At 74.1% G+C, this 24191-nt stretch carries 24 protein-coding genes; 8 read left to right on the forward strand and 16 right to left on the reverse strand.

Going from position 1 to position 24191, the window contains the following annotated elements:
* Positions 1-31 precede the first annotated feature (31 nt).
* From O1G21_RS37505 to O1G21_RS37545, 9 genes are all read right to left on the reverse strand, one after another.
* Positions 32-820 (reverse strand): NAD-dependent epimerase/dehydratase family protein, encoded by a 789-nt coding sequence (locus tag O1G21_RS37505; protein ID WP_270150133.1) that lies wholly within the window; start codon positions 818-820, stop codon positions 32-34.
* A 145-nt stretch (positions 821-965) separates the two neighbouring features.
* Positions 966-1793 carry an SDR family oxidoreductase gene (locus O1G21_RS37510; protein ID WP_270150134.1) on the reverse strand — a complete coding sequence of 276 codons (828 nt, stop codon included), beginning with the start codon at positions 1791-1793 and terminating at the stop codon, positions 966-968.
* Between the two features lie 16 nt (positions 1794-1809).
* On the reverse strand, positions 1810-2325 hold the full coding sequence (locus tag O1G21_RS37515) for an EF-hand domain-containing protein (protein WP_270150135.1): 516 nt from the start codon (positions 2323-2325) through the stop codon (positions 1810-1812).
* Between the two features lie 37 nt (positions 2326-2362).
* Complete coding sequence (locus O1G21_RS37520; protein ID WP_270150136.1) at positions 2363-2935, reverse strand: hypothetical protein; 573 nt, start codon at positions 2933-2935, stop codon at positions 2363-2365.
* Between the two features lie 167 nt (positions 2936-3102).
* On the reverse strand, positions 3103-3597 hold the full coding sequence (locus tag O1G21_RS37525) for a hypothetical protein (RefSeq protein WP_270150137.1): 495 nt from the start codon (positions 3595-3597) through the stop codon (positions 3103-3105).
* Between the two features lie 245 nt (positions 3598-3842).
* Positions 3843-4262 carry a nuclear transport factor 2 family protein gene (locus tag O1G21_RS37530; RefSeq protein ID WP_270150138.1) on the reverse strand — a complete coding sequence of 140 codons (420 nt, stop codon included), beginning with the start codon at positions 4260-4262 and terminating at the stop codon, positions 3843-3845.
* 42 nt (positions 4263-4304) lie between these two features.
* Positions 4305-5030, reverse strand: coding sequence for a class I SAM-dependent methyltransferase (locus tag O1G21_RS37535; RefSeq protein WP_270150140.1), 726 nt, complete (start codon positions 5028-5030; stop codon positions 4305-4307).
* 142 nt (positions 5031-5172) lie between these two features.
* A complete protein-coding gene (locus O1G21_RS37540; protein WP_270150141.1) occupies positions 5173-5805 on the reverse strand; it encodes a hypothetical protein in 633 nt (210 codons plus the stop codon).
* Between the two features lie 175 nt (positions 5806-5980).
* Positions 5981-7012: a sigma-70 family RNA polymerase sigma factor gene (locus tag O1G21_RS37545; protein WP_270150143.1), complete on the reverse strand. Its 1032-nt coding sequence runs from the start codon at positions 7010-7012 to the stop codon at positions 5981-5983.
* A 125-nt stretch (positions 7013-7137) separates the two neighbouring features.
* Between O1G21_RS37545 and O1G21_RS37550 the strand changes: the two genes are divergently transcribed.
* Complete coding sequence (locus O1G21_RS37550) at positions 7138-7650, forward strand: carboxymuconolactone decarboxylase family protein (protein ID WP_270150145.1); 513 nt, start codon at positions 7138-7140, stop codon at positions 7648-7650.
* A gap of 74 nt (positions 7651-7724) precedes the next feature.
* On the opposite strand, the gene O1G21_RS37555 is transcribed toward O1G21_RS37550, so the two are convergent.
* Positions 7725-8471, reverse strand: coding sequence for a TetR/AcrR family transcriptional regulator (locus tag O1G21_RS37555; RefSeq protein ID WP_405000768.1), 747 nt, complete (start codon positions 8469-8471; stop codon positions 7725-7727).
* Between O1G21_RS37555 and O1G21_RS37560 the strand changes: the two genes are divergently transcribed.
* The 5 genes from O1G21_RS37560 to O1G21_RS37580 all read left to right on the forward strand — a co-directional run bounded on the left by O1G21_RS37560 (position 8458) and on the right by O1G21_RS37580 (position 17127).
* Positions 8458-8784 carry a rhodanese-like domain-containing protein gene (locus O1G21_RS37560; RefSeq protein ID WP_270150147.1) on the forward strand — a complete coding sequence of 109 codons (327 nt, stop codon included), beginning with the start codon at positions 8458-8460 and terminating at the stop codon, positions 8782-8784. The two genes, O1G21_RS37555 and O1G21_RS37560, sit on opposite strands and share 14 nt — an antisense overlap.
* 284 nt (positions 8785-9068) lie before the next feature.
* The gene (locus O1G21_RS41585; RefSeq protein ID WP_348532726.1) at positions 9069-9566 is read left to right on the forward strand and encodes a DUF2165 domain-containing protein; all 498 of its coding nucleotides are present in this window, start codon (positions 9069-9071) and stop codon (positions 9564-9566) included.
* A gap of 1954 nt (positions 9567-11520) precedes the next feature.
* Positions 11521-15516, forward strand: coding sequence for a Pls/PosA family non-ribosomal peptide synthetase (locus O1G21_RS37570; protein ID WP_405000769.1), 3996 nt, complete (start codon positions 11521-11523; stop codon positions 15514-15516).
* Between the two features lie 410 nt (positions 15517-15926).
* Positions 15927-16106 (forward strand): DUF4287 domain-containing protein, encoded by a 180-nt coding sequence (locus O1G21_RS37575; protein WP_270150150.1) that lies wholly within the window; start codon positions 15927-15929, stop codon positions 16104-16106.
* 406 nt (positions 16107-16512) lie between these two features.
* Positions 16513-17127 carry a hypothetical protein gene (locus O1G21_RS37580; RefSeq protein ID WP_270150151.1) on the forward strand — a complete coding sequence of 205 codons (615 nt, stop codon included), beginning with the start codon at positions 16513-16515 and terminating at the stop codon, positions 17125-17127.
* A gap of 227 nt (positions 17128-17354) precedes the next feature.
* Here the strand turns inward: O1G21_RS37580 and O1G21_RS37585 are convergent, their stop codons facing one another.
* From O1G21_RS37585 to O1G21_RS37595, 3 genes are all read right to left on the reverse strand, one after another.
* Positions 17355-17675, reverse strand: coding sequence for a hypothetical protein (locus tag O1G21_RS37585; RefSeq protein WP_270150152.1), 321 nt, complete (start codon positions 17673-17675; stop codon positions 17355-17357).
* Positions 17676-17937: 262 nt separating this feature from the next.
* Entirely contained in the window at positions 17938-18570 is a 633-nt protein-coding gene (locus O1G21_RS37590) for a carbonic anhydrase (RefSeq protein WP_270150154.1), read from the reverse strand.
* Between the two features lie 52 nt (positions 18571-18622).
* Positions 18623-19756 carry a PP2C family protein-serine/threonine phosphatase gene (locus O1G21_RS37595; protein ID WP_270150155.1) on the reverse strand — a complete coding sequence of 378 codons (1134 nt, stop codon included), beginning with the start codon at positions 19754-19756 and terminating at the stop codon, positions 18623-18625.
* Positions 19757-19905: 149 nt separating this feature from the next.
* Between O1G21_RS37595 and O1G21_RS37600 the strand changes: the two genes are divergently transcribed.
* Both O1G21_RS37600 and O1G21_RS37605 read left to right on the forward strand, forming a co-directional pair.
* Complete coding sequence (locus O1G21_RS37600; RefSeq protein ID WP_270151474.1) at positions 19906-20256, forward strand: helix-turn-helix transcriptional regulator; 351 nt, start codon at positions 19906-19908, stop codon at positions 20254-20256.
* Between the two features lie 25 nt (positions 20257-20281).
* Positions 20282-20701, forward strand: coding sequence for a VOC family protein (locus O1G21_RS37605; RefSeq protein WP_270150156.1), 420 nt, complete (start codon positions 20282-20284; stop codon positions 20699-20701).
* An 841-nt stretch (positions 20702-21542) separates the two neighbouring features.
* On the opposite strand, the gene O1G21_RS37610 is transcribed toward O1G21_RS37605, so the two are convergent.
* The 3 genes from O1G21_RS37610 to O1G21_RS37620 form a co-directional block, all read right to left on the reverse strand.
* Complete coding sequence (locus tag O1G21_RS37610; protein WP_270150157.1) at positions 21543-21749, reverse strand: hypothetical protein; 207 nt, start codon at positions 21747-21749, stop codon at positions 21543-21545.
* Entirely contained in the window at positions 21746-22519 is a 774-nt protein-coding gene (locus O1G21_RS37615; protein WP_270150159.1) for a MerR family transcriptional regulator, read from the reverse strand. Before O1G21_RS37615 ends, O1G21_RS37610 begins: the two co-directional genes overlap by 4 nt.
* A 463-nt stretch (positions 22520-22982) precedes the next feature.
* Positions 22983-24185: an FAD-dependent monooxygenase gene (locus tag O1G21_RS37620; RefSeq protein ID WP_270150160.1), complete on the reverse strand. Its 1203-nt coding sequence runs from the start codon at positions 24183-24185 to the stop codon at positions 22983-22985.
* Between the last annotated feature and the right edge of the window lie 6 nt (positions 24186-24191).

Raw genomic sequence — 24191 nt, forward strand, 5'->3', positions numbered from 1 at the left:
CGATCGGCCCCCGGGAGGCCGCTTCGCCGGCTCAGCGGGTGAAGCCGCCGCCGAGATAGCGGTAGTCCGGGTCGTCGGCGGCAAGTTCGCCCAGCTTCGCGATCAGCTCCTGCGCGAACTCCTCGGCGTCGTCCTGCGGCTGGTAACCGAGCGCCCGGGCCGTCGAAAGGTCCCACCAGGCGCGGGTGTTGGCGGAGATGCCGAAGGCGACGGTGTGGCCGGTGACCGGGCCGGTGAGGGCGGCGTGGACGAGGCGGGCGCAGTCGCCGGGGCTGAGCCAGGTGGCGAGTGCCCGGATGGTGCGCGGTTCGGCGGTGAAGGAGCCGATCCGCAGCGAGACCGTCTCCATCCCGTGCCGGTCGGCGTACAGCGAGGCCAGGTTCTCGCCGAAGCACTTGGACAGCCCGTAGTAGGTGTCGGGCCGCTGCGGGGTGTCCACCGGCACGACGGCGCCGTCGGCGGGCCGCTCGGTGAAGCCCACCGCGTGGTTGCTGCTGGCGTTGACGATCCGCCGCACCCCCGCCGCCCGGGCGGCGTCGTAGAGCCGGTAGGTGCCGTCGATGTTGGCGGCCAGGATGTCGGCGAACGGCGCCTCACCCGGGATCCCGGCCATGTGCACCACGGCGTCGACACCGTCCATCGCCGCCGCCAGCGCCCCGGCGTCCCGCAGGTCGGCGGTGATCGCGTCGGGGTCGCCGGGCACCGGCAGGCGGTCGAAACAGCGCAGCCGGTACCCGTAGGCGGGCAGCAGCTCCCGCAGGCAGCTGCCGATCCGGCCGGCGGCACCGGTGAGCAGGACAAGACGGGGCTGGTTCGCCATCTGCGTGGCTCCTCGATTCGACGATCCGCGACTGTACCTGACAGCACGCCATGACTCCGCGTGCCGGCTCTGAACCGCCGCAGCGAAGTCCACCAGCCTCCCCGGACCCGGACTTCTTCGGCGGCCGCACAGCGTCGGCGGGGCGTCACGGCCCGATGGCGAGGAACTGGCGGGCGCCGCGCAGCCTGGTTCGGAGCCGGCCCTGGGTGGCGCGGCTGTCGAGGCGCACGTCGAGCGCCCCGGGAAGGGCGCTGTCGGCCCGCAGGCCGCTGGGAAGCCGGGAAGCGTCGAGCCCGTCGCGCCGGGCGATCAGCACGCCGAGTTCGTGGCGGCTCACGGCATCGGCTCCTGCCAGGTGGTGGACGCCGGACAGGTCGCCCAACGCGAGTTCCAGCAGGCCGGCGGCCAGGTCGGCGACGTGGATCGGGCAGCGGATGTCGTCGGTGAACAGCGCACCGCTTCGGGCGCCGGCCGCGAGGTCGTGCACCGCGCGTACGTGCTCCGAGCGCCGGTCGCCGATGATCAGGGAGGTGCGGGCGACGACCGCGTCCGGGCACACGAGGCGAACCCCCGTTTCCGCCGCCGCCTTCGCCGCGCCGTAGGGGGTGAGCGGGTCGGGCAGGCACGATTCGTCGTAGTGGACGCGGGCGCCGGAGAACACCGCGTCGCTGGAGACGTGGACCAGGCGGCTGCCGTACCGCGCAGCCGCCATCGCCAGGCGCACCGGTCCCTCGGCCGTGACCGCCCAATCGGCGCCGCCGCTGGTCGCGTTGACGACCACGCGTGGTTCCACCTCGGCCATGACCGCCTCGATCCGGCCGGGGTCCCGCAGATCGAGCCGATGCCACGGGACCCCCGCAGTGCCTCCGGGGACGGTGGCGAACGTCGCGGCAGCCGCGTAGCCCGCCACTGCTGCCTGACGGACCAACTCAGCACCCAGGAACCCGCTGCCGCCGACGATCAGGATGGCCATGACACGACACAGTAGATCAGTACAGGGCATCCCCCATGGGCGAGTCCTCGCCCGTCACGTACGCGCGGATCGAGGCCAGGTACTCGGCGCGGTGGACGCGCCCGTCACCGTCGGCGTCCAGGGCGTCGAACGCCGCGTCGGCGTTGCTCGCCCGGTTGTTCAGGGCCTGGCGCAGCGCCGTGAACTGCGCGCGGTCGAGGGCGCCGTCCTGATCGGCGTCCGCGAGGTCGAACAGGGCGCCCAGGGCGTAGCGGCAGACGTTGTCGAACTTGTCGGCGTCCACCCAGGCGACGTACTCCTCGTAGGTCATCACGCCGTCGCCGTTGGCGTCCATCGCCGCCCAGGCCCGTTCGCCCGTGGTGCGTGCGGCGATGACCAGGGGGTCGTCGTGGTCGCGTCCGGTGGCCTGGCGGGCGCGTTCGATGCGGACGAAGTAGTCGTGCCGGGAGGCGACTCCGTCCCCGTCGGTGTCCAGCATCGCGTAGACGCGGCCCTTCGGGGTGGTGAGGGCGGGGGCGTCGGGCAGAGACATGTCGGGTCTTCCTTCGGATACGGGGGCGTCGGGCCGGTCAGTGGGTGAGGCGCAGTACGAGGGTGGAGTCGAGGGTGGTCTCGCCGGCCGGGGTACCGCAGCCGGCGCCGGAGCTGGTGCCCACCGCGGTGAGGGCATCGCCCGCGAAGCGCGCGCTGTCGGCGGTGACGGTGCCGGAGACGACCAGTGAGGCGGTGCCGTTGACCTTCACCACGTCGGTCTTGTCGAACCGCAGGGTGGAGGTGGTGAGGTCGGCCCAGTGGACGGTCGTCGTGGAGGTGTCCCCGTGTTCGTCGCCGGTGCACTCGGCGGCGGGCATCGTGACCGTCCGCTCGAACGTGCCGGCGGCCAGCGGCGCGTCGGCGGCGTCCACACAGTTCACGGTGCCGGTCATGGCCAGGGTGTCGGGCAGGGGCAGGTCGGTGCCGCCCGGGCCGACGGCGTTGGCGAAGACGCCGTGGGCGTTCAGCACGCAGGTGGCATCCGTGGTGGGCGCGGCGGAGGCGGTGGGCCCGGAGCCGGCCGGGGCCGAGGCGCCGGTGAGCAGCGGCACCATGGCCAGCAGCGAGACGGCGGCGGCGAGCGAGGCGCCGCGGACGGAGATCTTCATCCGGTGTTCTCCCATGGGGGTTCCGGTCTTCGAGCAGGATGCGCGCGGGACGGCGGGCCCGGCCGCCACGGCGGTCATCCCGCGGCCCGGCGGCCGCGCTGCGCCCATGATCGGCGGCATCGCCCCCGGTGGCCGGCCGACTCGCCAGGCACCGGAGGAGGAACGGATCAGGACGCCTCGGTGACCAACCAGTCCGCCGAGGGCGTGGTGCCGTCGGGCCGGGCGCCGAGGTCGCCGGCCTGGGTCTCGACCAGGTAGAGGTCGTCGTCACTGAGGTCCGACCCGGATCTGAACCGGCAGTGGCCGCCGCCCGTGACGCTCCACGCAGCCTCGGTCACCCGGCACTGCCCGTAGTTGACGATCCAGCTGTCGCCGATGGCCACGCACCCGCGGGTGTCCTTCTCCGGATCGAACGCCGCGAGGTTGATCCACGCGCCCTCCACCCGCAGCTCCCACCGCTGCTCGGGCACCGCCTCGCACGGCTCCAGCCGCACCTGGGCGGTGCCGAAGACGTGGTGCAGGCAGCTGCCGGTACGGGCGTTGCGCAGCGTGTACACGGGCGCCGCCGGCTGCGCCGTCGCGCGGGCGGTGGCCGGGAGCAGGAGCAGGAGGAGGGCGGCGAGGGCGAACGTGGTCGCCGCGCGCCGGGAGGGAACGGGCATGGTGTGACTTTCCGTCGGGGCTCCGCGTGATCCGTTGGTGCAACGATCAACGATCGACACGGAGTCAGGAAACGAACCACCGCCTGCCGGCGCACGCGAAAGCACGGGAAGTCGGCCCGGCCGACTACCCGTGCCGCGCGCCCGCCCGGGGGGCGGACTACTCCTGGGGGGCGAAGGCCCGCCCCACCCGGCCGGGCGCCGCGCCGACACCCGACCAAGATCACCCCAGGCGGGTGGGCGGGGGTCTACAGCACCTCCGCCGGATCGGCGTAGGCGTGCATCCGCACCACCCGGCCCCCACGGACGGTGAACACGTCCGCCACCGTGACGTCCAGCGCGCCGCCATCGGCGAGGACGCCGTACGCGTGGTGGACGACGACGACCTCCCCGCCGCGCCGGTACGCCACCGGCTCCGAGTGCAGCTCGCGCCACATCGCGAACGAGGCACACAGGTACGCGTGCACGGCATCCCGGCCCCGGCGCGCACCCCCGTTGGGGAACTCCTCGGGCTCCACCCATTCCACCTCGGGGTCGAGACCGGCGACGGCGGCATCGATGTCACCCCGGGCGTACGCGGCGTACGCGGCGAGCACGAGCGCGACGTCGGGGTCCGCGGGGTCCGCGGGATCCGCGGGATTGACCGGGTCGGCGGGGGAGGAAGTCATACGAGGGACGCTACCCGGGACACCGCCACCCGGCCGCGCTCGTCACGGGCGGCGCGCCAGGAACACCAGCTCCTTCTCCGGCCGGTCCGGCGCGCCGCGCACCTCCTCCACCGTGAAGCCCGCGGCGGCCAGATCCTCCTCGACCTCCTCCCGCCCCCGGAAACGCACCGTCGAGTCCGAGGTCAGCACCTGCCCGTCCGCGCCGAAGACGTACGTCCACCGGAACGTCACCAGCGGCCCGCACACGCCGGTCAGCTCCACCCAGCTCTCCACCGCACCCACCCCCGGCACCCGCGTCACCCGGCGGGAACGCTCCCGCGTCCACCCCTGCCAGGCCCGCGCGGCCGGATCACGGGTCTCGAACACCAGCCGCCCACCCGGCCGCAACGCCTCGCGCGCGCCCCGCAGCGTCTCCTGCCAGGCCCGCGCACCGGCGATCGCCTGGGCGACGTTCGCCGTCATCGTCACCAGATCGACCCGCAGCGACGGCAGGGCCGCCGCGTCCCCGCAGATCCAGCGCACCCGGTCACCACCCGGCTTGGCCCGGGCGACCTCGATCGACGCCGCGGCCGGATCCACCCCCACCACCTCGATACCGTGCCCGGCCAGCAACAGCGCGAAAACCCCCGTCCCGCAGCCGATGTCCAGCACCCGCCGCGCCCCGAACTCCTCGGCCAGCCGCAGGTAGGCCTCCAGATCACTGCGGTCGGGATCGAGCAGGTCATAGACCGCGGCGAGCCGCGGATGCCCGAAACACTCATCTGCCATGCGACCGAACGTAGACCGGGCCCGGACCGCCCAGCCACCGGATTCCCGGCCGCGACGGCGCTTAACTACCGGTCTGCCGTCGCCAGTTCGAGGGATTGCGGTATCCGCCCCGGCGCCGACGGGATCCTGCGGACAGACCGGCTCAGGCGCGGGTGCAGGTGTGGGTGGTCTTGCTGCTGCCGGCGGTGTGGACGATGGTCAGGGTCGTGCCGTCGTAGGTCACCGCGAGGTTCTCGCTGGTGCTGTCGGTAGAGCCGGGCGGCTGCCAGGGCAGGGTGAGCTGGACGCTGCCGCCCACCGTCGCCGGGACGTTGAGGGCCTCGGGGGCGTGCTCGCGGGACACCGTGCCGGGGCCGTCGACGATGTTCAGCGACAGGTGGCCGCCGCGCAGCAGGAAGTTGCCCCTCCAGGTGGCGGCCTTGCCACTCAGGCCCTCCCAGGCGATCGTCCAGCCGCCGTTGCCGCCGCCGTCGGTCTGGACGGTGACCTTGCCGGGCAGGGTCTTGCCGCGGGAGGTGCTGGTCTTGACGTTCCAGTCGCCGCGCACGAAGGCGTCGAAGGCGCGGTCGGCGACGGTGGGCTTCACGGCGTCGGTGGGCGTGGGGGCGGTGGCGGTGGGGGCCGGGGGAGCGGCCTGCCCGCCGTCACCGCTGCTGCTGCCGGTGCTGCTGGAGCAGGCGGCGACAAGCGCGGACCCGGCACCGATGGCCAGGTAGCGCAGGGCGTTGCGGCGGCCTATGACGCGTGCGGCGGCGCCCAGATGACGGATGCTCACGATGAACTCCCCGTTCGACGTGCGGTTGATCAAGACGGGGAGTCTAGAGGACCGCGCCCCGCGCCCGCCCCCTCCGCTATCCGGTGCTGCGTTTTCGCGGCTCTTGGAGTCGTCCTGCTCCCGTCCGGTGTTGTCCTCGATGGACGGGCCGGGCGGTTCGCCTGAATTGGTCTGCCTACTGTCCCTGCGGCTGCCGCGGCTGCCTGGATTTGCGTAGGCCGAGGTCGGATATCTTGCCCAGGTGGCCGAGCTTGTCGGGGTTGGCCACGACGTGGATCTGTCGGATGGTGCCGTTCTCGGCGAGGTCGAGTGCGAGGACGTTGAGTACCCGCTGGTCGCGGTCGTACGTCACCATGCCCGGGCGGCCGTTGACGTGGGCGGGTACCAGGTGCGCGCCGAGGGCGACGATCCGGTTCATGCCGCTGACGAGCAGTTTGGCGACTTGCAGGGGGTCGGCGACGGATCGGCCGATCGCCAGGGCCTTGCCGCCGCCGTCACCGTGTAGGACGACGTCGGGGGCGAGCATGCCGAGCAGTTCCTCCAGGTCCCCGCCGGCGGCCACCTCGAAGAAGCGGCGGGCCAGTTCGTCGCCCTTTGCCCGCCGGGCCGCCGGCGGCGGGACGTCCGCGCCTGCGCCCGCGCCTGCGCCTGTGCCCGCGCCGGTGTCCGTGTGGGTGTTCGTGCGGGTGTCCGTGGCTGCGGTGAGGTGTTTGCGGGCGCGGGTGAGGATTTGGCGGCAGTTCGCCTCGGACTTGCCGGTGAGTTCCGCGATCTGGGGGTAGTCGTAGCCGAAGGCCTCGCGTAGCAGGAATACCGCTCGCTCGTGGGGGGAGAGGGCTTCCAGCATGACCAGGAAGGCCATCGACAGGCGATCGGCGAGTTCGGCGTGTTCGGCCGGGGTGTCGCCGGGGCGGTCGGTGAAGGCGACGATGGGCTCGGGCAGCCACTGGCCGACGTAGGTCTCGCGCCGCACCCGGGCCGAGCCGAGGTGGTTGATGCCCAGTCGGGTGACCGAAGTGGTCAGGTACGCCTTCAGGTTGGTGACGGTGGTGCCCGCCCGCTCGGCGCGGGTCAGGTTGAGGAAGGTGTCCTGGACGAGGTCCTCGGCGTCGCCGACCGAACCCGTCATGCCGTAGGCGATGGAGAACAGCAGCGGCCGGTACCCGGCCGCGTCCGCCACATCCGCCGCATCCGCCGATCCCGCCATGGAGCCCCGTCCCTTCCGGTACCACCCCGCCGGGGTGGCGCGCGTCACACGGGCGTGCCTGTCACGGGCGGCCCGGCTGCCCTGTCCCAGAGGGCGGCAGTGGACAACGTACCGAGGAGAACACGATGGAAGCCCGCCTGGACCCCTTCGCCGGCCCCGTCATGGGCAAGGTCCTTCGAGCACCTGATCGCGGCGAACCGGATCCTGCTGGAGTCGGCCCTGCCGCGGGCGTCCGGGAACTGGTCAAGCTGCGTGCCGGTCAGGTCGACGGCTGCGGGTTCCGCGTCGACGTCCACGTCGAGGACGCCGTGCACGCGGGCGAGGACGCGAGCAGGCTGAACCTGGTCGGGGCCTGGCGCGAGGCCACCGTGTTCACCGACGCCGTGCGTGAGGGCGGCAGTGATGCCATGTGTGCGGGCGGGGCTGCGGTGGGGACTCTGGTGTTCGCCGGGCGGCGGGTGCACGGCTGGTGCCGGCTGGGGCTTACCACGGTCGAGCCGGTCAACGACCTGGCGTGGCGGGGCCTGGAGGGTCGGTCGTCGGTCTCGCTGAGCCCTTCGTCCCGGTCCTGGCCCCTGGGTTCTGGTCCCTGGGCTGTGGCTGTGGCTGGGGGCGGGGTTGTGTGCCGTGAGTTGTGAGTCCGGGGTTTGTTCGTGTGCTCGGTCGGTTTCGGGTTGGTGGGGTCGTTTCCTGTGGGTGCTGTTCGATGGCGTCATGGGGTGGCGTGATTGTCGTGGGGTGGATTCTGGGGGGTTGGGTGGGGTGGGGGTGTGGGGGTTTTGGGGTGTTGTGTGAGGGAGTGGGTGAGGTGGAGTAGGCCGGCGCGTATCCGTTGTTCGCCGAGTTCCGGTAGGAGGGCGGCGGTGTGTTCGGCTCCGAGGGTGGCGAGCAGGGTGTGGGCGGTGTGGTCGGGGTCGGGGGTGCCGGTGAGGAGGATCGCCAGGTGGCGGTGCCAGAACCGGTAGGCCCCGATCCTGTATCTGGCTGCGGGGCTGGAGGTCTCGGACATTCGGATCAGTGCCAGGTGTTCCAGCAGGTAGTCGAGGTAGGCGTTGACGAACGCGGTGAGGCGTTCTTCGGCCGGGGCGCCGGGGCCGAGTGGGGGTGGACCGTGCAGGATCGCTTCTTGCAGTACGCGCTCGCGGGTGTCCAGGAGTGCGGTGGCCAGGCCGGACTTGTCTCCGAACCGGCGGAAGAGGGTGCCTTTGCCGACGCCGGCGGCTGCGGCGACCTGGTCCATGGATACCGCCTCGACGCCGTGTTGGGCGAACAGTGTGGCGGCTGCCTCCAGTATCGCGGTCCGGTTTCGAGCCGCGTCCGCGCGTTCTTTGGGTGGCGTCGTCCGCAGTAGTTCCAGCGGCAGCGGCATTGCAGAACCGGACTGCAGTCCGTTATCGTCTCGAGCCATAAGTGGACTGTAGTCCGATTCTTTTGGAGGTAGTGGCATGACCCCCCTCATCACCCGTGACGAGCTGGCGGCGGCGATGGAAGGCGGGAGTGTGACCGTCGTGGACGCGCTCGGTGGCGAGTACTACGCCCAACAGCACCTGCCCGGTGCTGTGGCGCTGGTCCTGGCCGACGTCGACGCGCGGGCGGCCGCCGTGCTTCCGGACCGGGACGCCGCGATCGTCACCTATTGCTCGAACCCGGCGTGTCCCAACAGTGGACAGGTCGCCGAGCGGCTCGTCGCCCTCGGCTACACCAACGTGCGCAAGTACCGGGAGGGCATCCAGGACTGGGTCGAGGCCGGTCTTCCCACCGCCACCGCCTGAGCTTCGGCCGCGTGGCGGGTGGCGCGGGCGGCCCCGCGGTCCTCCCGCACGCCCGGGAGGGCCGCGGTCCAGTGCGAGCTGCCGGCGACCGGGGTGGTGGGAGGTCGGCTCCGGGTGGTGGGAGGCACGCCTCGCAGTGGTCAGGCGTCATCTGTTCCTCCTTGCTGGGTGTCATTTGACCGGCACGATGACAAGATCGCGGGACTTTGCGGCGGCCCTGGGGCTGCCTGGGCCCTGGCCGCAGCGGCCTGAGCGGGCACACCGGCCCCGCCGGGGCCCTGCCGGTGAACTTTCCGCAGTGGCCGGCCTGTTCCGCATGCCGGTCACCCAATCTCGCGAGACCGGCTGCCGCGGACCCGGGCCCCACCACCTGCGACCGCCTGTTCGCGCTCGGCTCACCGCGCGCGGCGGCGGCCGTGCTCACGGGGGCGAACGCGCTGTGCCTACTGCTCGTGGTCTTCGGGAACGTCACCGACTTCGCGACCGGCCGGCAGTTCGTCCGGCACGTGCTGGCGATGGACGCCACCTTCCACGGCCGGGCCCTGATGTGGGGCTCCGTCACCTCCCGGGTTCTGCAGGACGCGGCGTACGTCGCGGTCATCGCCTGGGAGGCGCTGAGCGCCGTGGTGCTGACGGCGGGGACGTTCCGGCTCGCCCCGCCCCGCCCCTCCCGGGCCCGGTTGTGCCCTTCCGCCGGCGGCGACTGCCGCCCGGCCGGCGGCGGCGTGTGGCCCCTTGGGTGGGCGCGTAGGTCCCTGCCCTCGGTTGGCGGTGGCGCGTAGGCCTCCGGCCCCTGGCTGGCGGTGGATGGCTCCCTGGGTGGGCGCGTGGCCTCCGCCCCCCGGGGCGGCGGCGGTGGCGCGTGGCCCCTGCTCTCGGCCGGCGGTGGCAGACAGTCCCTGGGTGGGTGGGTTGGTCCCTGCCCCCTGGGTGGCGGTGGCGTGTGGTCCCCGCACCTCCGTCGTCCCCGCACCCCCGGCGCCCTCACCGCGGCCGCCCCTCCGTCGTCCCCGCACCCCCGGCGCCCTCACCGCGGCCGCCCCTCCGTCGTCCCCGCACCCCCGGCGCCCTCACCGCCGCCGCCCCTCCGTCATCCCCGCACCCCCGGCGCCCTCACCGCCGCCGCCCCTCCGTCATCCCCGCACCCCCGCCCCTCCGTCATCCCCGCACCCCCGGCGCCCTCACCGCGGCCGCACCTCCGTCGCCCCCGCCCCTCCGCCGCCGCCGCACGTCCGTCGCCCCGCCCCTCCGTCACCCCCGCACGTCCGTCGCCGCCGCGCGTCCGTCGCCCCCGCACCTCCGTCGTCCCCGCAGCCCCGGCGCCCTCACCGCCGCCGCCCTCACCGCCGCCGCCCCCCGTCGCCCCCGCACCCCCGGCGCCCTCACCGCCGCCGCACCTCCGTGGCCGCCGCACCTCCGTCGCCCCGTACCTATTGCCTGGGCGGGCTCGTGTCACTCGTTCGGTCGAGCTGTGTCGTCGCCCTGGTATCCACTGTGTGGGTCGGCCCTTGTCACTCGTTCGGTCGAGCTGTGTCGTCGCCCTGGTATCCACTGTGTGGGTCGGCCCTTGTCACTCGTTCGGTCGAGCTGTGTCGTCGCCCCGGTATCCACTGCGTGGGTCGGCCCCTGTCACTCGTTCGGTTGAGCAGCGTCGTCGTCCCGGTATCTATATGTCTGGGCGGGTTTGTGTCGCTTGTTCGGTCGGGCTGTGTCGCTATCGCTGTCTCCCGCCGGGGGCCGGGGGCCGGGGGCCGGGTTGGTGCGGGGTGGGGGTGGGTGGGGGTGTTCCGTGTGGCGGCTGCGTGTGGCGGTGTTTTGTGGTGGCTGGGGCGGGGGTGGGTGGTGTGTCTGTTGGGTGGTGGTGTCGGGGTATGGGCTGGAGGTGGTGGGGGTGCCCGTTCGGGTGAGGTGGGGGTGTGGAGGGTGGTCCCGCCGCCTGGGGTGGGTGGGCGGCTGGGGGGTGGGGGGTGGGGGGTGGGTGCGGTGTGGTGTGGGGGTGGGTGGTGTTGGTGGTGGCCGGGGTGGGTGGGGGTGGTGCCGTCCGGACGGCCGCTGTACGGGTAGCAGGCGAAGCGTGGGGCGTGCAGGTTGGATCCGTACGCCGCGTACGGCGGGAGTGACTGTCCGGGGGTTCCGGGTGCCGGGTGACGGGTGACGGGTGGCCGGCCGGGTGGCTGGCCGGGTGGCTGGCCGGGTGGCCGGGTGGCCGGCTGGATCGCGGGGTGGTTGTTCGTTGTCGTGGCCGGGGTCGGGTGGCCCGGTCCGTGTCGGGGTCATGGGAGACGTCCGTACGGATCGCGGATCGCGGATCGCGGATCGCGGATCGCGGATCGCGGATGGCGGCGGCTGGGTTCCGTACGTGTGTGGTCGGTGTGTGTGGGTCGATGATCTGACCGGGATGCCCCGGTTCGGTAGTCGGTCCTTTACTGCCGGTACCGTTCCGGAGGCCGTGGTGTCCATCGTCTCTCTACCCGCTGTCATGTCTTCAGGTGGTGCCGATTACCCTTCACCAGCGAAAACACGCGAGAATCCCCGAAATGACATTCGAATCGTATCGGTGTCGGATGAAACGGCATCGATGATGAGAATTCTCTTTGACCGCAGCTTCGCTGCATCCAGCCGACTGCCGGCGGAGTCATGGTGGGTGGGCGTGTCCCACCAGGTGACAACGGTGTCACCGCACGTAGCAGGTGATACGCGCCGCCCAGGAAAACGGAGCCGAGGAACTTAACCCCTATGGACGCACGCCACGACACGGCCGGCCCAGGCACGCTGCACCGCCCTCATCCCGGGCAGGCCGCGGGTTGGCCGGTGGCCCAGCCCGCTCACCCGCGCAGTCTGCTCGACGTGATCGCCGCTACCGCCGGCGCCTACCCTCACGCGCCTGCGCTCGACACCGGTGACACCGTCTGGGACTACCGCACGCTGATGCGGGAGGTCGAGGCCTTCGCCGGCGTGCTGGCCGGTCACGGCATCGGGTGTGGTGACCGGGTGGGTGTGCGGATCCCCTCCGGTACCGCGGACCTGTACGTGGCCATCCTCGCGGTGCTGCGTTGCGGTGCCGCCTACGTGCCGGTGGACGCGGACGACCCGGACGAACGCGCCGAGATGATCTGGCAGGACGCGCTGGTGTGCGCCGTCGTCGGCGCCGAGCGGCGGCTTTTCGCCGGCCCCCTTGCCCGGCCTTCGGGCCGTCCCGCCTGGCCGGGCCCGGACGACGACGCGTGGGTCATTTTCACCTCCGGCACCACCGGGCGTCCCAAGGGCGTGGCCGTCACTCACCGCAGCGCCGCCGCGTTCGTGGACGCCGAGGCCCGCCTGTTCCTGCGCACGCGTCCGCTGGGCCCCGGTGACCGTGTGCTGGCCGGTCTGTCGGTGGCCTTCGACGCCTCCTGTGAGGAGATGTGGCTGGCCTGGCGCCACGGCGCCTGCCTGGTCCCGGCCCCCCGCTCCCTGGTCAAGGCCGGCACCGACCTGGGCCCCTGGCTGGTGGAGCGCCGTATCACCGCGATCTCCACCGTCCCGACCCTGCTCGCCCTGTGGCCGCAGGAGTGCCTGGACCAGGTGCGCCTGATCATCGTCGGCGGTGAGGCCTGCCCGGCCGAACTGGTCGAGCGCCTGGCCGTGCCCGGCCGCGAGTTCTGGAACACCTACGGCCCCACCGAGACCACCGTGGTGGCCACCGCCGCCCGGATGCTGCCCGGCCAGCCGGTGCGCATCGGCGCCCCCCTGGACGGCTGGGAGATCGCCGTGGTCGACCAGGCCGGCAACCCCGTGCCCTGGTACGAGGCCGGTGAACTACTGATCGCCGGCATCGGATGCGCCCGCTACCTCGACCCCGCCAAGGACGCCGAGAAGTACAGCCCCCACCCCGCGATCGCCTCCGAACGCGTCTACCGCAGCGGTGACCTGGTCCGCAACGACCCCGAGGGCCTGATCTTCCTGGGCCGCGCCGACGACCAGGTCAAACTCGGCGGGCGCCGTATCGAACTCGGCGAGATCGACGCCGCCCTCCAGGCCCTGCCGCACGTCCGGGCGGCGGCCGCCGCGGTGCGCAAGACCCCCGCTGGCGCCGACCTGCTGGTCGGCTACCTGGTCCCCCAGCCCGGCACCACCCCCGACCTCGCCACCGCCCGCCAGCACCTCCTGCAACGCCTGCCCGCCCCCCTGGTGCCCGTCCTCGCCCTGGTCGACTCCCTGCCCACCAAAACCTCCGGCAAGGTCGACCGGCACGCCCTGCCCTGGCCACTGGCCACCACCGCCACCGCCCAGGCCCCGGCCGAGAACCTGAACGGCACCGCCGCCTGGCTCGCCGGCCAGTGGGAACGCCTGCTCGGCACCCCCTGCGGCAGGGGCGATGACTTCTTCGCCCTCGGCGGCTCCAGCCTCACCGCCGCCCGCCTGGTCTCCGAACTGCGCACCCGCCACAACGGCGTCTCCGTCGCCGACCTGTACGCCCACCCCGTACTCGGCGACCTCGCCGACTACCTCGACTCCCTCACCCCCACCACCCCCCAGGGCGCGGCCGCGCCAGGGCCACAGGCCACCGCGACCGCCCACCCCCGACGGCCGGTACGCCCCACCCCGCCAAGCGCCGCCCTGTGGCAGACCCTCATGCTGCTCGCCCTGTTCACCCTCGCCGGAGCGCGCTGGGTGATCGTCCTGATCGCCGTCGACAACCTGCTCGGCACCCACCTGTCCTGGGCCCCGCACACCTCCTGGTGGCCCGTCGCCGCCGGCGCGCTCGCCTTCTACAGCGTCCCCGGCCGCACCCTGCTCGCCGCCGCCGGCGCCCGCCTGCTCACCGCCGGCATCCGCCCCGGCAGCCACCCCCGCGGCGGCCACGTCCACCTGCGACTGTGGGCCGCCGAACGCTACACCGCCATGTTCGCCACCGCCTCCCTGTCCGGCACCCCCTGGGCCCCGCGCTACGCCCGGATGCTCGGCTGCCGCGTCGGCAAGGGCGTCCAGCTGCACACCGCGCCCCCGGTCACCGGACTGGCCCGCATCGGCGCCGGCGCCAGCCTCGAACCCGAGGCCGACATCGCCGGCTGGTGGCTCGACGGCGACACCCTCCAACTCGGGCGCATCGACGTCGGCGAAGGCGCCAGCATCGGCCACCGCGCCACCCTGATGCCCGGCGCCCGCATCGGCGCCGGCGCCCAGATCGCCCCCGGTTCCTGCGTCACCGGCACCGTCCCACCCGGCGAACACTGGCACGGCTCCCCGGCCCGCCCCGGCCCCGACACCCGCACCCTGTGGCCCACCCGAGCACCCCGCCCCTCGCGGATCTGGAACGCCGCCTACGGCGCCGCCTTCGTCCTCTTCGGCCTCGTCCCCCTCATCAGCGCCCTGCCCGCCCTGTCCATCCTCTACCCCCTGGTCGACAGCGACCGCACCCTCAGCGCCGCCGTGCTCCAACTGCTGCCACTGACCGTGCCACTGGCCGCCCTGACCCTCCTGTGCCACGCCGCACTGATAGCCCTGCTGATCCGCCTGTTCTCCCTGCCACTGCGCCCCGGCTTCCACCCCGCCACCGGAGGCGTCGCGTTCTGCGCCTGGGCCGTGGCCGGCCTGAGCGACACCGCCCGCCGCACCCTGTTCCCCCTCTACGCCAGCCTCTTCACCCCACTGTGGCTGCGCCTGCTCGGCGCGAGGATCGGCCGCCGCGTGGAGGCCTCCACCGTGCTCGCCCTGCCCACCCTGATGCGGGTCGACGACGGCGCCTTCCTCGCCGACGACACCCTCCTCGCCCCCTACGAGCTGCGCGGCGGCTGGCTGCACCTGGGCCGCGCCCACGTCGGACGCCGCTCCTTCGTCGGCAACTCCGGCATCGTTGGCCCCGGCCGCCAACTGCCCGACAACTGCCTGGTCGGCGTGCTCTCCGACGCCCCCGCCCACGCCCCCGAAGGCTCCTCCTGGCTGGGCCGGCCCGCCTTCGCCCTGCCCCGGGTGGCCGAAGGCGCCGGCGAGGCCCGCACCTACGACCCGCCCAAGCGCCTGATGTGGGCACGCGCCGGCGTCGAGGTCTGCCGGCTCGTGCCGGTCGTCATCGCCGCCCTGCTCGCCGACCTGGTCTTCGCCGCCCTGCAGGCGATCCGCGACCACTACGGTCTCGGCGCCGCCCTGGGCGGCGCCGGCCTGGTACTGGCCGGTGCCGCCATCGCCGCCTGCACCACCGCCACCCTCGCCAAATGGCTGCTGGTCGGACGCTTCCGGGTCGGCGAACACCCGCTGTGGTCCTCCTTCGTCTGGCGCAACGAGCTCTACGACACCTTCGTCGAGGAACTCGCCATGCCCTTCGGCGGCGGCGCCATGACCGGCACCCCCTACCTGAACCTGTGGCTGCGCAGCCTCGGCGCCAGGATCGGACGCGGCGTGTGGTGCGAGACCCACTGGCTGCCCGAGAGCGACCTGGTCACCGTCGAAGCGGGCGCCAGCGTCAACCGCGGCACCGTCCTGCAGACCCACCTGTTCCACGACCGCGTGATGCGCCTGGGCCCCGTCCACCTGGGCACCGGCTCCACCACCGGCCCGCACTCGATCGTGCTGCTCAACTCCTCCCTCGGCGACAACACCACGGTGGGCCCGGCCTCCCTGGTCATGCGCGGCGAGAACGTCCCCCACGCCACCCGCTGGCTCGGCAACCCCGTCGCCGCCTGGAACGCCGACCCCACCCCGCCCCCCGGCCGCCGCGCCGCCCGCGCACGACGCCGCGCCACCGCGACGTAGCCCACCGCCGCCGGGCGATGAGTCCGCGGTCGTGGCGTAGCCCGCCGCCGGGCGATGAGTCCGCGGTCGTGGCGTCGCCCGCCGCCGCCGGGCGATGAGTCCGCGGTGCGGTCACGGTCCGAACCCGTGACCGCACCGCGTTCTCGCTTCACCCGCACTCGGGAGGACACCGGACATGACCACGGCACCCGTGAAGGGCCCCGCCTCGTACTTCCCCTCCGTCCCTGATCTTCGGAGGGCCTCCCCGGCTTCAGCCGGGGAGGGAATCCGCTCCTGAGCCCCGGCGGCGCGCCGCGCCGCCGCTTCACTGCGCAGCAGGACGGTTGCTCGTGCCTTCTGCCAGTGGGATGCGGCATGTTGGCCGTCAACGTTCTACGGGCCGGGCTGGCCCGTCGCGACGCCCGGCAGGGATGGCGAGAAGCCCCCGGCTTCAGCCGGGGGAGGGGGTCACCGAGGAATGGAAGGACCTCAACCTCATCCGCACCTGCCCGCTCACCAAGCACAGCGAACTCGTCACCTGGCTCAAGACCACCCACGGCCACGGCCACGCCAACGCCCTTGTCGCCCACGCCCTCGCCGAGCGGGCCTGAGTCCTCACCGCCGCCCCGGGCGCACCGCACCCGGATGCAGGAGCGGGCCCTGCCGCAGAGGCTCGGCGAGCGCTACCGCGCCGATGCCCGCGGCCGCGAACGCCTGCTGCCGGGCATCCGGCGCACAGGGGCCGGGGCCGCCACCGGCACGATCGGGAAGGCGGCCACCCCGGCCCCGGTCCGTTCCCGTACGGGCGGGGCATCGACCGCGGATGCCCGTACGGCTGCGGTCGGCACCCATGAGACGACTTCAACAGCGCTTGAAGTCAAGCCCGCCGCCCGCCCCCGGCAGGAAGGCCGCCGCCCGCCCCCCGGCAGGAAGCCCCCGGCAGGTAGAACGACACCCGCGCCAGGTAGCCTCGCTCCCGGCGGGGGCCACCAGGGCGAACGGACAGGGGCGGACGCAATGACGCAGCAGCAGCGCGGCTACTGGCGGGAGGCGGACGGCTCGGCCGTCGCCGTCAGCCAGGCGCACATCGTGTGGACCAGGGCGGCCTACCCGGCCCTGGAGGACGTGGCACGCCGCTACCACGCGGTGATCACCTACGCCGAGCTGGCCGAGGCCGTCCAGCAGGCCTCTGGGGTGCGCACCAGCGTCAACCAGCGGCACTGGATCGGCAAGGTGCTGGCCCTGGTGGTGCGCGAGGCCCACCGGCGCGGCGACCCGCCGCTGACCGCCCTGGTGGTGCACGCCACCGACGGCATGGTCGGGGCCGGCTACCAGGACGTGCTGGCGGTGGCCGGGCAGCCGCCGATCGCGGACGAGATGGACCGCGAACAGCACGCCGCCGCCGCCCGGCTGGCCTGCTACCGGCACTTCGGCGCCGACCTGCCCGCCGATGGCGGCACCCCGGCGCTGGCCCCGCGCCTGAAGAGCGCCCAGACCCGCAAGAGTGCCCAGGCCCGCAAGACCGCCGCCGCCGCGCCCGCCCCGCGCCCGCCCGCGATCTGCCCGAACTGCTTCCTCGAGCTGCCGGCGACCCGGGTGTGCGACTCCTGCGGGGCCACCATCGCGCCCTGAACGGCCGCGCTCACACGGCGGCCGGCAGCCGGCCCGGCATCCGCCGGCCCTCGGCCGGCCGGGAGGGGGACAGGCGCCGGCCCTGGCCGAAGAACTCGCAGAACTTCTTGACATCCTCCTGCGGCTGGAGCCGGAGGGTTCCAACCCTCGCGGGTCGGGCTTTCTGCTTCACGGCCGGTTGCCGACCCGGGGTTGCCGGCGAAGGGACGGGGCGCCGCCCATCGGTCTTACGCCAGCTCCACAGACCTGACTTCCCGCCGGCCCGGCGGTAGACCGGGCCGGCGTGGTCCTCGCCGATCGGGCCCCAGGAATGCCACCACCCGTGCCGAAGCGGCTACGGGCGGATACCGGGCGACGGTCCGCCTTGACGGCGAATCGTCGTCACCTGTCCTGCGGAACTGTTGCCCAGGCCCAGCAGACACGAGCGGCCCGGCCACCAGGCCGAGGACATCGGGCGCCAGATCGGCGCCGCCGTCCTCGTTGCGCGAGCCGATCAGCACCACCGGGGTGCCGAAGCACAGAACCTCGAGATCGGTGACCTTGTGCACGGGAAGAACCGCTCCCCGCGCCGGGTGAGTGCCGGTCACCGACTCTGCCCCGCCCGCGCACCGGCGCCGACGGGGATCGGACACCCAGTTCCCGCACCCGCCGTCGCCGCCGTCAGCCCACGCCGCCGCTGTCAGCTCGCACCGTCGCCCGCCGTCGCCGCTGTCAGCCCACGCCGCCGCTGTCAGCTCGCACCGTCGCCCGCCGTCGCCGCTGTCAGCTCGCGCCGCTGTCAGCTCGCGCCGCCGTCAGCTCGCGCCGCCGTCAGCTCACGCCGCGGGCGGCGACCGTACGGGCCTGGCCGTCGTGCAGCCGGTACGACAGTCCCACCACCGCGAGCCGCCCCTCGGCCAGCCGGGAGGCCAGCAGCTGGGAACGCTCCAGCAACAGGTCCACGGTCTGACGGATGTGCTCGTCCACGATCGCGTCCGGATCCTCGATACCCGCCGCCCGCGCCGACAGCACGCTCGGCGTCACCCGCTCCACCACGTCCCGCACGAAGCCGCCCGGCAGCCTGCCCCCCTCCAGGGACGCCAGCGCCGCCGCCACCGCGCCACAGGAGTCATGACCGAGCACCACCACCAGCGGACAGTCCAGCACCGCCACCCCGTACTCGACGCTGCCCAGCGCCTCCGCACCGGTCACGTGCCCGGCGGTGCGCACCACGAACAGGTCACCCAGACCCCGGTCGAAGATGATCTCGGCGGCCAGCCGGGAGTCCGAACAGCCGAACAGCACCGCGAAAGGCCTCTGCACCGGCGCGAGCGCGGCCCGCCGCCCGGCGTCCTGGTTGGGATGATCGGGACTGCCGGCCACGAACCGGGCATTGCCCTCCAGCAGCACCCGCAGGGCCTCGTCGGGATCGGACACCGGGCCGGATATCGGGGAGGGGATCATGCCTGCCACCCTAGAACGCCCCCGACCGGACCCGCAGCCCGGGGCCCCGGCCTCACGGGGCCCGGCACAGCACCAGCACCGTCACGTCGTCGCGGCTGCGCCCGCCGCTCCAGCGCCGCGCGCGCCCCTCCAGCGCCCCGGGCAGCTCGGCCGCCGGGACCCCGGCCAGCTCCGCCAGGCCCCGCTCGGCCGGGTAGAACGCGCCGAAGGCGTCCTGGGCCTCGGTGATGCCATCGGTCAGCAACACCAGCACCCCGCCCTCGGGCAGGCCGAAACACCCCACCGCGCGCGGCTGCCCGACCAGCGCCGCAAGCCCCAGCGGCACCCCGCCCGGCAGCGCGACAGGCTCCACCCGGCCGTCGGCGCGCACCAGGCAAGGGGCCAGATGGCCACAGTCGACCGCCCGCACCCCGCCACCGCGCCGCACGCACAACACCGTCGCCGTGACGAAGCGCTCCAACTCGCCACTCTGCACGGCGTAGGCGTTGTGCCGCTCGACCGCCGCCTCCAACGCGTCGGCCACGGCCGTCAGCTCCGCCTCCCGGAACGCCGCCTCCCTGAAGGCGCTCAGCACCGCGAAGCCCGTACCGATCGCGCCAAGCCCCTTGCCCTGCACGTCACCGATCAGCACCCGGGTACCGTGCGGGGTCTCGGCGACGTCGTACAGGTCGCCACCCACCAGGGTGTCCTCCTCCACCGGCCGGTACAGCCCGAACAGATCCAGCTCCGCCGTACGCACCGGCAGCGGGCGCAGCAGCTGACGCTGCAGCGCCACCGCGCTCTGACGCATCCGGAACAGCTGGCGCTCGCGCCGCACCCGCCGCGCGCACAGCCCGATCACCGCGGCCTCGGCGGCGACCACACCCAGCAGCATGCCCAGCCGGGCCGCCGGGTCCGACGGCGGATACAGCGCCGAGTGGACCACCACCACCCCGGTCACCCACACCGAGACGGCCACCGTCTGCGCCACCGTGCCCAGCCCCGCCAGCAGCGCGGGCAGGAACACCAGCAGCAGCACCAGCCGGGAACCGCTGCCGCTGGCCGCCTGGGCGAGCAGCACCAGCGCGGTCGCGACCAACACCCCCAGCGCCACCGCCCCGTTGCCCGGCGCCCGCGGGGCGGCGCCGTGCCCCTCAAAGCCGGGGACGGCCGGGGCGGCGATGGTACCGGGGGCGTCGATGTCCACCCTCCAGGGTGGTCGGCCCGGCGCGACCAACGCGAGCGGACCGCCGCCGGGCGGGGGACGATCCGTCCGCGCCGACCGGTACGGTGGCTGACGTGCCCACCCGAGTACCTCTCGCCGACCTCGTCCGGCTGCGCCAGGCCCGCGACCGCATGGACCGCGAGTACGACCAGCCCCTGGACGTGCCCGCGCTCGCCCGCACCGCCCTGATGTCGCCCGGCCACTTCTCCCGCAGCTTCCGCGCCGCCTACGGGGAAACCCCGTACAACCACCTCATGACCCGCCGCATCGAACGGGCCAAAGCCCTGCTGCGACGCGGCGACCTGAGCGTCACCGACGTGTGCACGGCCGTCGGCTGCACCTCCCTGGGCTCCTTCAGCACCCGCTTCACCGAACTGGTCGGCGAGAGCCCCAGCGCCTACCGCGCCCGCGACCACGCCCACGGCGAGCCGATCCCCGCCTGCATCGCCAAGATCCGCACCCGCCCCCTGCGGCGCACCTGAGGCCCACTCCCGTACCGTGACCGGCATGAGCATCGAACTCGCCCAGTGCTTCATCGCCGTCGACGACCACGACAAGGCCCTCGCCTTCTACCGCGACGTCCTCGGCCTCGAGGTACGCAACGACGTCCGCTTCGAGGGAATGCGCTGGGTCACCGTCGGCTCGCCCGAACAACCCGGCGTGGAGATCGTCCTCGAACCCCCGCTGGCCGACCCGCACGCCTGCGAGGACGACCGCCGCGCCGCCGCCGAACTCCTGGCCAAGGGCCTGCTGCGCGGCGTCATCTTCCGCACCGACGACTGCGACGCCACCTTCGAACGCATCCGCGCCGCCGGCGCCGAAGTCCTCCAGGAACCGATGGACCAGCCCTACGGCGTACGCGACTGCGCCTTCCGCGACCCGGCAGGCAACATGCTGCGCTTCAACCAGCCCCGCACACCGAAGTAGCCCCGGGCACCGCCCCGCCACCTGACACCGCATCGCCATCCCGGCCGGGCCACCCCCCCAGGCACCGGCCGGCACGCGGCTGCGCCCCCGGGCACCGCCCCGCCACCTGACACCGCATCGCCATCCCGGCCGGGCCGCCCCCCAGGCACCGGCCGGCACGCGGCTGCGCCCCCGGGCACCGCCCCGGCACCTGACGCCGTATCGGCACCCGGCCGGGCCGCCCCCCAGGCACCGGCCGGCACGCGGCTGCGCCCCCGGAGCCATTCGCTCTGCTGCGCCCCCTTCCCCGGCCCCCCGGGGAGGGGCGCGCTGTTGCCCGGCGCTCCCGTGCGCGGGCCGGACGAACGGGAGCGGGTGGCAAGGGGGGCGCGCTGATCGCATCGGCCCTTTGCGGTACGCGGCCGGGGCGGCAGTCGGGGTGCTGGGGGCGGTGGCCGGGCTTGGCCGGTGCGCGGCGCCGGGCGATTGGAGAGGGCCGGGTCGCCAGCGTCCTGGGCGAGGGTGCGGGGCGGCGGTCCGGTTCCCGTGGCCCCCGGTCGGCGCCGGCCCGCCCCGCGCCGGCCCGTCCTGGGGCGTCTTGTGGCCGGGGCGGTGTTCGGGGCGCGGCCCGGGCGGTTGGGGTGAGCCGGGTGAGCCCTGCCGGCACGCTCCGGGGTGGTGGCCTGGTTTCCGTGGCCCTGGTCGGCGTCCGCCCGCCCGGCCCTGGCCCCTCCCGCGCCGACCCGTCCTACCCGGCCCGTGCGGGCGGCGGGGCGGTTGGGCGAGCCGGGACGGCAGCCGCGCTGGTGGGCCGGCGTCCGTGCCCCCGGTGGGGGCCCCGCCCCGGGCCGGCGGGCCGGTTTCAGGGCGTGGCCGGGGCGCGGCCCAGGCGGCGGAAGACCAGCCAGGCCTGGACGCCCTGGGCCAGGACCACGGTGGGCAGCAGGGACCAGGGGAGCAGGCCGGCCAGGGCGAGCGGGGGCAGGAGGAGCGCGGCGACGGCCAGGACGGGCAGGGTGCTCAGCAGGCTGATGCGCAGGCGCGGGTGGTGGGGCATCGGATCGGTCACCGGGACACCTCGCGGGCCTGGTCGAGGAAGGCGTGCAGCGGGGCCCAGGCGTCGGCGGGGGTGGTGGGGTCGCCGGAGAGGGCGGCCGGGTCCTCGCGCCAGGCGGCGCGCACGGCGGCGGACAGGGTGGTGTCGCCGCCGCTGAAGAGGCGGGAGAGTTCGTCCAGGCGGGCCGCGATGCGCCCCACCCGGGGGTCGGCGGGGTCGGTGCCGGCGGTGCGCAGGGCTTCGGCGCGGCGGTAGAGCTGGGGCCATTCGACCTCCAGCAGGTAGTGGGCGGCGGGGCCGAGGGCGGCGGCGTGGTCGGCGAGGGCGTGCAGCTGGTCGTCGTCGAGGTGGCGGCGCAGCACCTCGTCGGCGGCCGGTGCGGTGGCGCCGACGGCCTGGACCAGGCGCAGCAGGTCGGCGGTGCCGGGGGCGCGTTCGGCGGCGAGTTCGGTGTGCAGGTGCTCGAGGCGTTCGCGCAGGGTGTGCAGGGCGGTGAGGGAGGCTTCGGTGGCGGCCAGGTGTTCGCGCACCAGCCGCCGCGGGTCGATGCCGGCGTCCAGGCAGGTGGCGATGGTCTCCAGGCCCAGGCCCAGACGGCGCAGGGCGAGGATCTGGTAGAGGCGCACGAGGTCGTGCTCGGTGTAGGCGCGGTGGCCGGAGGCGGTGCGCCGGGAGGGGGGGAGCAGGCCGATCTGGTCCCAGTGGTGCAGGGTGCGTACGGTCAGTCCGCTGGCTTCGGCGAGCGGGCCGACCTTCCAGGTCTGTTCTTCGCAGGAGTGCATGGCACGAGCATTCCTCCTGACGTCGCGTGAGGTGCAAGCCGGGGGCCGCGGGCCGGGGGAGGCCGGGGGACGGGGGCGGGCTCAGGCGGTGCGGGCGGGCAGCGGGTTGGCGACTGTTGATTCGGTTGTGGGCCGTTGCCGGCCGCCTGTTCACCCATGGGTGAACGACGGTGCGCTGCAGCCTGGTTGAGGATCGTGGCTCCGGCGTCCGGGCTGCTGTCGCCTTGGTGTGACTGCGCACGACCGGAGAGGTCGTGTGGAGAGAGCTGCCCGGCGGGCCCGAACGGCGCCCAGGGCCGGCGGGGATGAACCCCGCACCTGTGAGGATGCCGCGCACCGCACCGGCGGGCGAGGCGCGTGCACGCCGGGCATGGCCCCGGCCCCGCGCCCCCGAAGACCGTTCGCGGGGCACCGGACCCCGGTGTCCGGATTGTGGCGGGTCGGCCAGGAATGGCCGGCAAGCTCAGGAACGGTAGTCGGGCAGGGTGATGTCGCCGGCCTTGGCGAACTGGGCGGCGAGGATGGGGCGCAGCGGCCAGCGGCCCATCCAGCGCATGGAGGCGGCGCGCAGGCGGATCATCAGGGCGCTGTCGGGGGCGTAGCCCCTCACGCCGCCGGGCGGCAGTTCCTGGGCGCGCGTGACGTAGGGGCGCATCAGTTCCTCGTAGCGGGCGAAGGCGGTGGTGAAGTCGCCTGCGGCGGCGGCGAGTTCACCGGCGAGCAGGTAGGCGCCGACCAGGGCGAGGCTGGTGCCCAGGCCGGTGAGCGGGCTGGGGCTGTAGCCGGCGTCGCCGAGCAGGGCGACGCGCCCGCGGCTGTAGCGCTCGAGGTGGATCTGGCCGAAGGAGCCGAAGGCGAAGTCGTCGGCGCGTGCCATGCCCGCGAGCAGGTGCTCCACCTCCCAGCCGGCGCCGGCGAAGCGCTCGGCGAGCAGGCGGCGCTGGGCGGTGGCGTCGCTGCGCTCCACGGTGAGCGGGGCGCGGCGCAGGCCGAGGGAGGCCTTGACCTCGCCGGGCAGCCGGCCCGGCCGGGCGGTGGCGACCAGCCCGCCGGGGGCGTTGTACATCAGGAACCAGCCGTCCAGGGTGCGGGCGAGCGCCGGGTCGTGGACGGTGAACCAGCAGTGGCAGCCGCCGAGCGGGCGGTAGTGGTCCTGCTCGGGGCCGAAGGCCAGCCGGCGTACGGCGGAGCGCAGCCCGTCGGCGCCGATGACCAGGTGGAAGCGGCGGGCGGGGGAGTTCTCGAAGTGGACGGTGACGCCGGTGGCGTCCTCGGCCAGCGCGGTGACGGTGTCGTCGTAGCGGTACTCGACGCCGTCGGTGGCCTCCTGGAGCAGGCCGGCGAGGTCGCCGCGCAGGATCTCGAGCTCGGAGACGATGCCCTCGCCCTCGAACAGCTCGACGGGCATCCGGGCGGTGTGCCGGCCGCGGCGGTCGACCAGGGCGATGCCGCGCTGTTCCACGCACAGGGCGCGGGCGCGTTCCATCAGGCCCATCCGTTCGATGACGGTGCGTCCGGCGCCGCGCAGGTCGACGGCCTGCCCGCCGGGGCGCGGCCGCGGGGCCCGCTCGACGACGGTGGGGCGCAAGCCGTGGCGGCGCAGCCAGTGGGCGAGGGCGGGGCCGGCGATGCCGGCGCCGGAGATGAGGATGTCGGTGTTCTCCACGCCCGT

It is taken from the genome of Kitasatospora cathayae (assembly GCF_027627435.1).
GTDB classification, from domain to species: domain Bacteria; phylum Actinomycetota; class Actinomycetes; order Streptomycetales; family Streptomycetaceae; genus Kitasatospora; species Kitasatospora cathayae.

What these genes read in the sequence shown, in the direction of transcription:
- O1G21_RS37580 (WP_270150151.1), top strand. Translation starts at nt 16,513, where the DNA reads ATGACGCAGCAGCAGCGCGGCTACTGGCGGGAGGCGGACGGCTCGGCC.
- O1G21_RS37555 (WP_405000768.1), bottom strand. Translation starts at nt 8,471, where the DNA reads ATGAGGGGGGTCATGCCACTACCTCCAAAAGAATCGGACTACAGTCCA.
- O1G21_RS37505 (WP_270150133.1), bottom strand. Translation starts at nt 820, where the DNA reads ATGGCGAACCAGCCCCGTCTTGTCCTGCTCACCGGTGCCGCCGGCCGG.
- O1G21_RS37545 (WP_270150143.1), bottom strand. Translation starts at nt 7,012, where the DNA reads ATGGCGGGATCGGCGGATGCGGCGGATGTGGCGGACGCGGCCGGGTAC.
- O1G21_RS37570 (WP_405000769.1), top strand. Translation starts at nt 11,521, where the DNA reads ATGGACGCACGCCACGACACGGCCGGCCCAGGCACGCTGCACCGCCCT.
- O1G21_RS37600 (WP_270151474.1), top strand. Translation starts at nt 19,906, where the DNA reads ATGGACCGCGAGTACGACCAGCCCCTGGACGTGCCCGCGCTCGCCCGC.
- O1G21_RS37520 (WP_270150136.1), bottom strand. Translation starts at nt 2,935, where the DNA reads ATGAAGATCTCCGTCCGCGGCGCCTCGCTCGCCGCCGCCGTCTCGCTG.
- O1G21_RS37525 (WP_270150137.1), bottom strand. Translation starts at nt 3,597, where the DNA reads ATGCCCGTTCCCTCCCGGCGCGCGGCGACCACGTTCGCCCTCGCCGCC.
- O1G21_RS37530 (WP_270150138.1), bottom strand. Translation starts at nt 4,262, where the DNA reads ATGACTTCCTCCCCCGCCGACCCGGTCAATCCCGCGGATCCCGCGGAC.
- O1G21_RS37560 (WP_270150147.1), top strand. Translation starts at nt 8,458, where the DNA reads ATGACCCCCCTCATCACCCGTGACGAGCTGGCGGCGGCGATGGAAGGC.
- O1G21_RS37575 (WP_270150150.1), top strand. Translation starts at nt 15,927, where the DNA reads ATGGCGAGAAGCCCCCGGCTTCAGCCGGGGGAGGGGGTCACCGAGGAA.
- O1G21_RS37515 (WP_270150135.1), bottom strand. Translation starts at nt 2,325, where the DNA reads ATGTCTCTGCCCGACGCCCCCGCCCTCACCACCCCGAAGGGCCGCGTC.
- O1G21_RS37615 (WP_270150159.1), bottom strand. Translation starts at nt 22,519, where the DNA reads ATGCACTCCTGCGAAGAACAGACCTGGAAGGTCGGCCCGCTCGCCGAA.
- O1G21_RS37535 (WP_270150140.1), bottom strand. Translation starts at nt 5,030, where the DNA reads ATGGCAGATGAGTGTTTCGGGCATCCGCGGCTCGCCGCGGTCTATGAC.
- O1G21_RS37510 (WP_270150134.1), bottom strand. Translation starts at nt 1,793, where the DNA reads ATGGCCATCCTGATCGTCGGCGGCAGCGGGTTCCTGGGTGCTGAGTTG.
- O1G21_RS37605 (WP_270150156.1), top strand. Translation starts at nt 20,282, where the DNA reads ATGAGCATCGAACTCGCCCAGTGCTTCATCGCCGTCGACGACCACGAC.
- O1G21_RS37550 (WP_270150145.1), top strand. Translation starts at nt 7,138, where the DNA reads ATGGAAGCCCGCCTGGACCCCTTCGCCGGCCCCGTCATGGGCAAGGTC.
- O1G21_RS37590 (WP_270150154.1), bottom strand. Translation starts at nt 18,570, where the DNA reads ATGATCCCCTCCCCGATATCCGGCCCGGTGTCCGATCCCGACGAGGCC.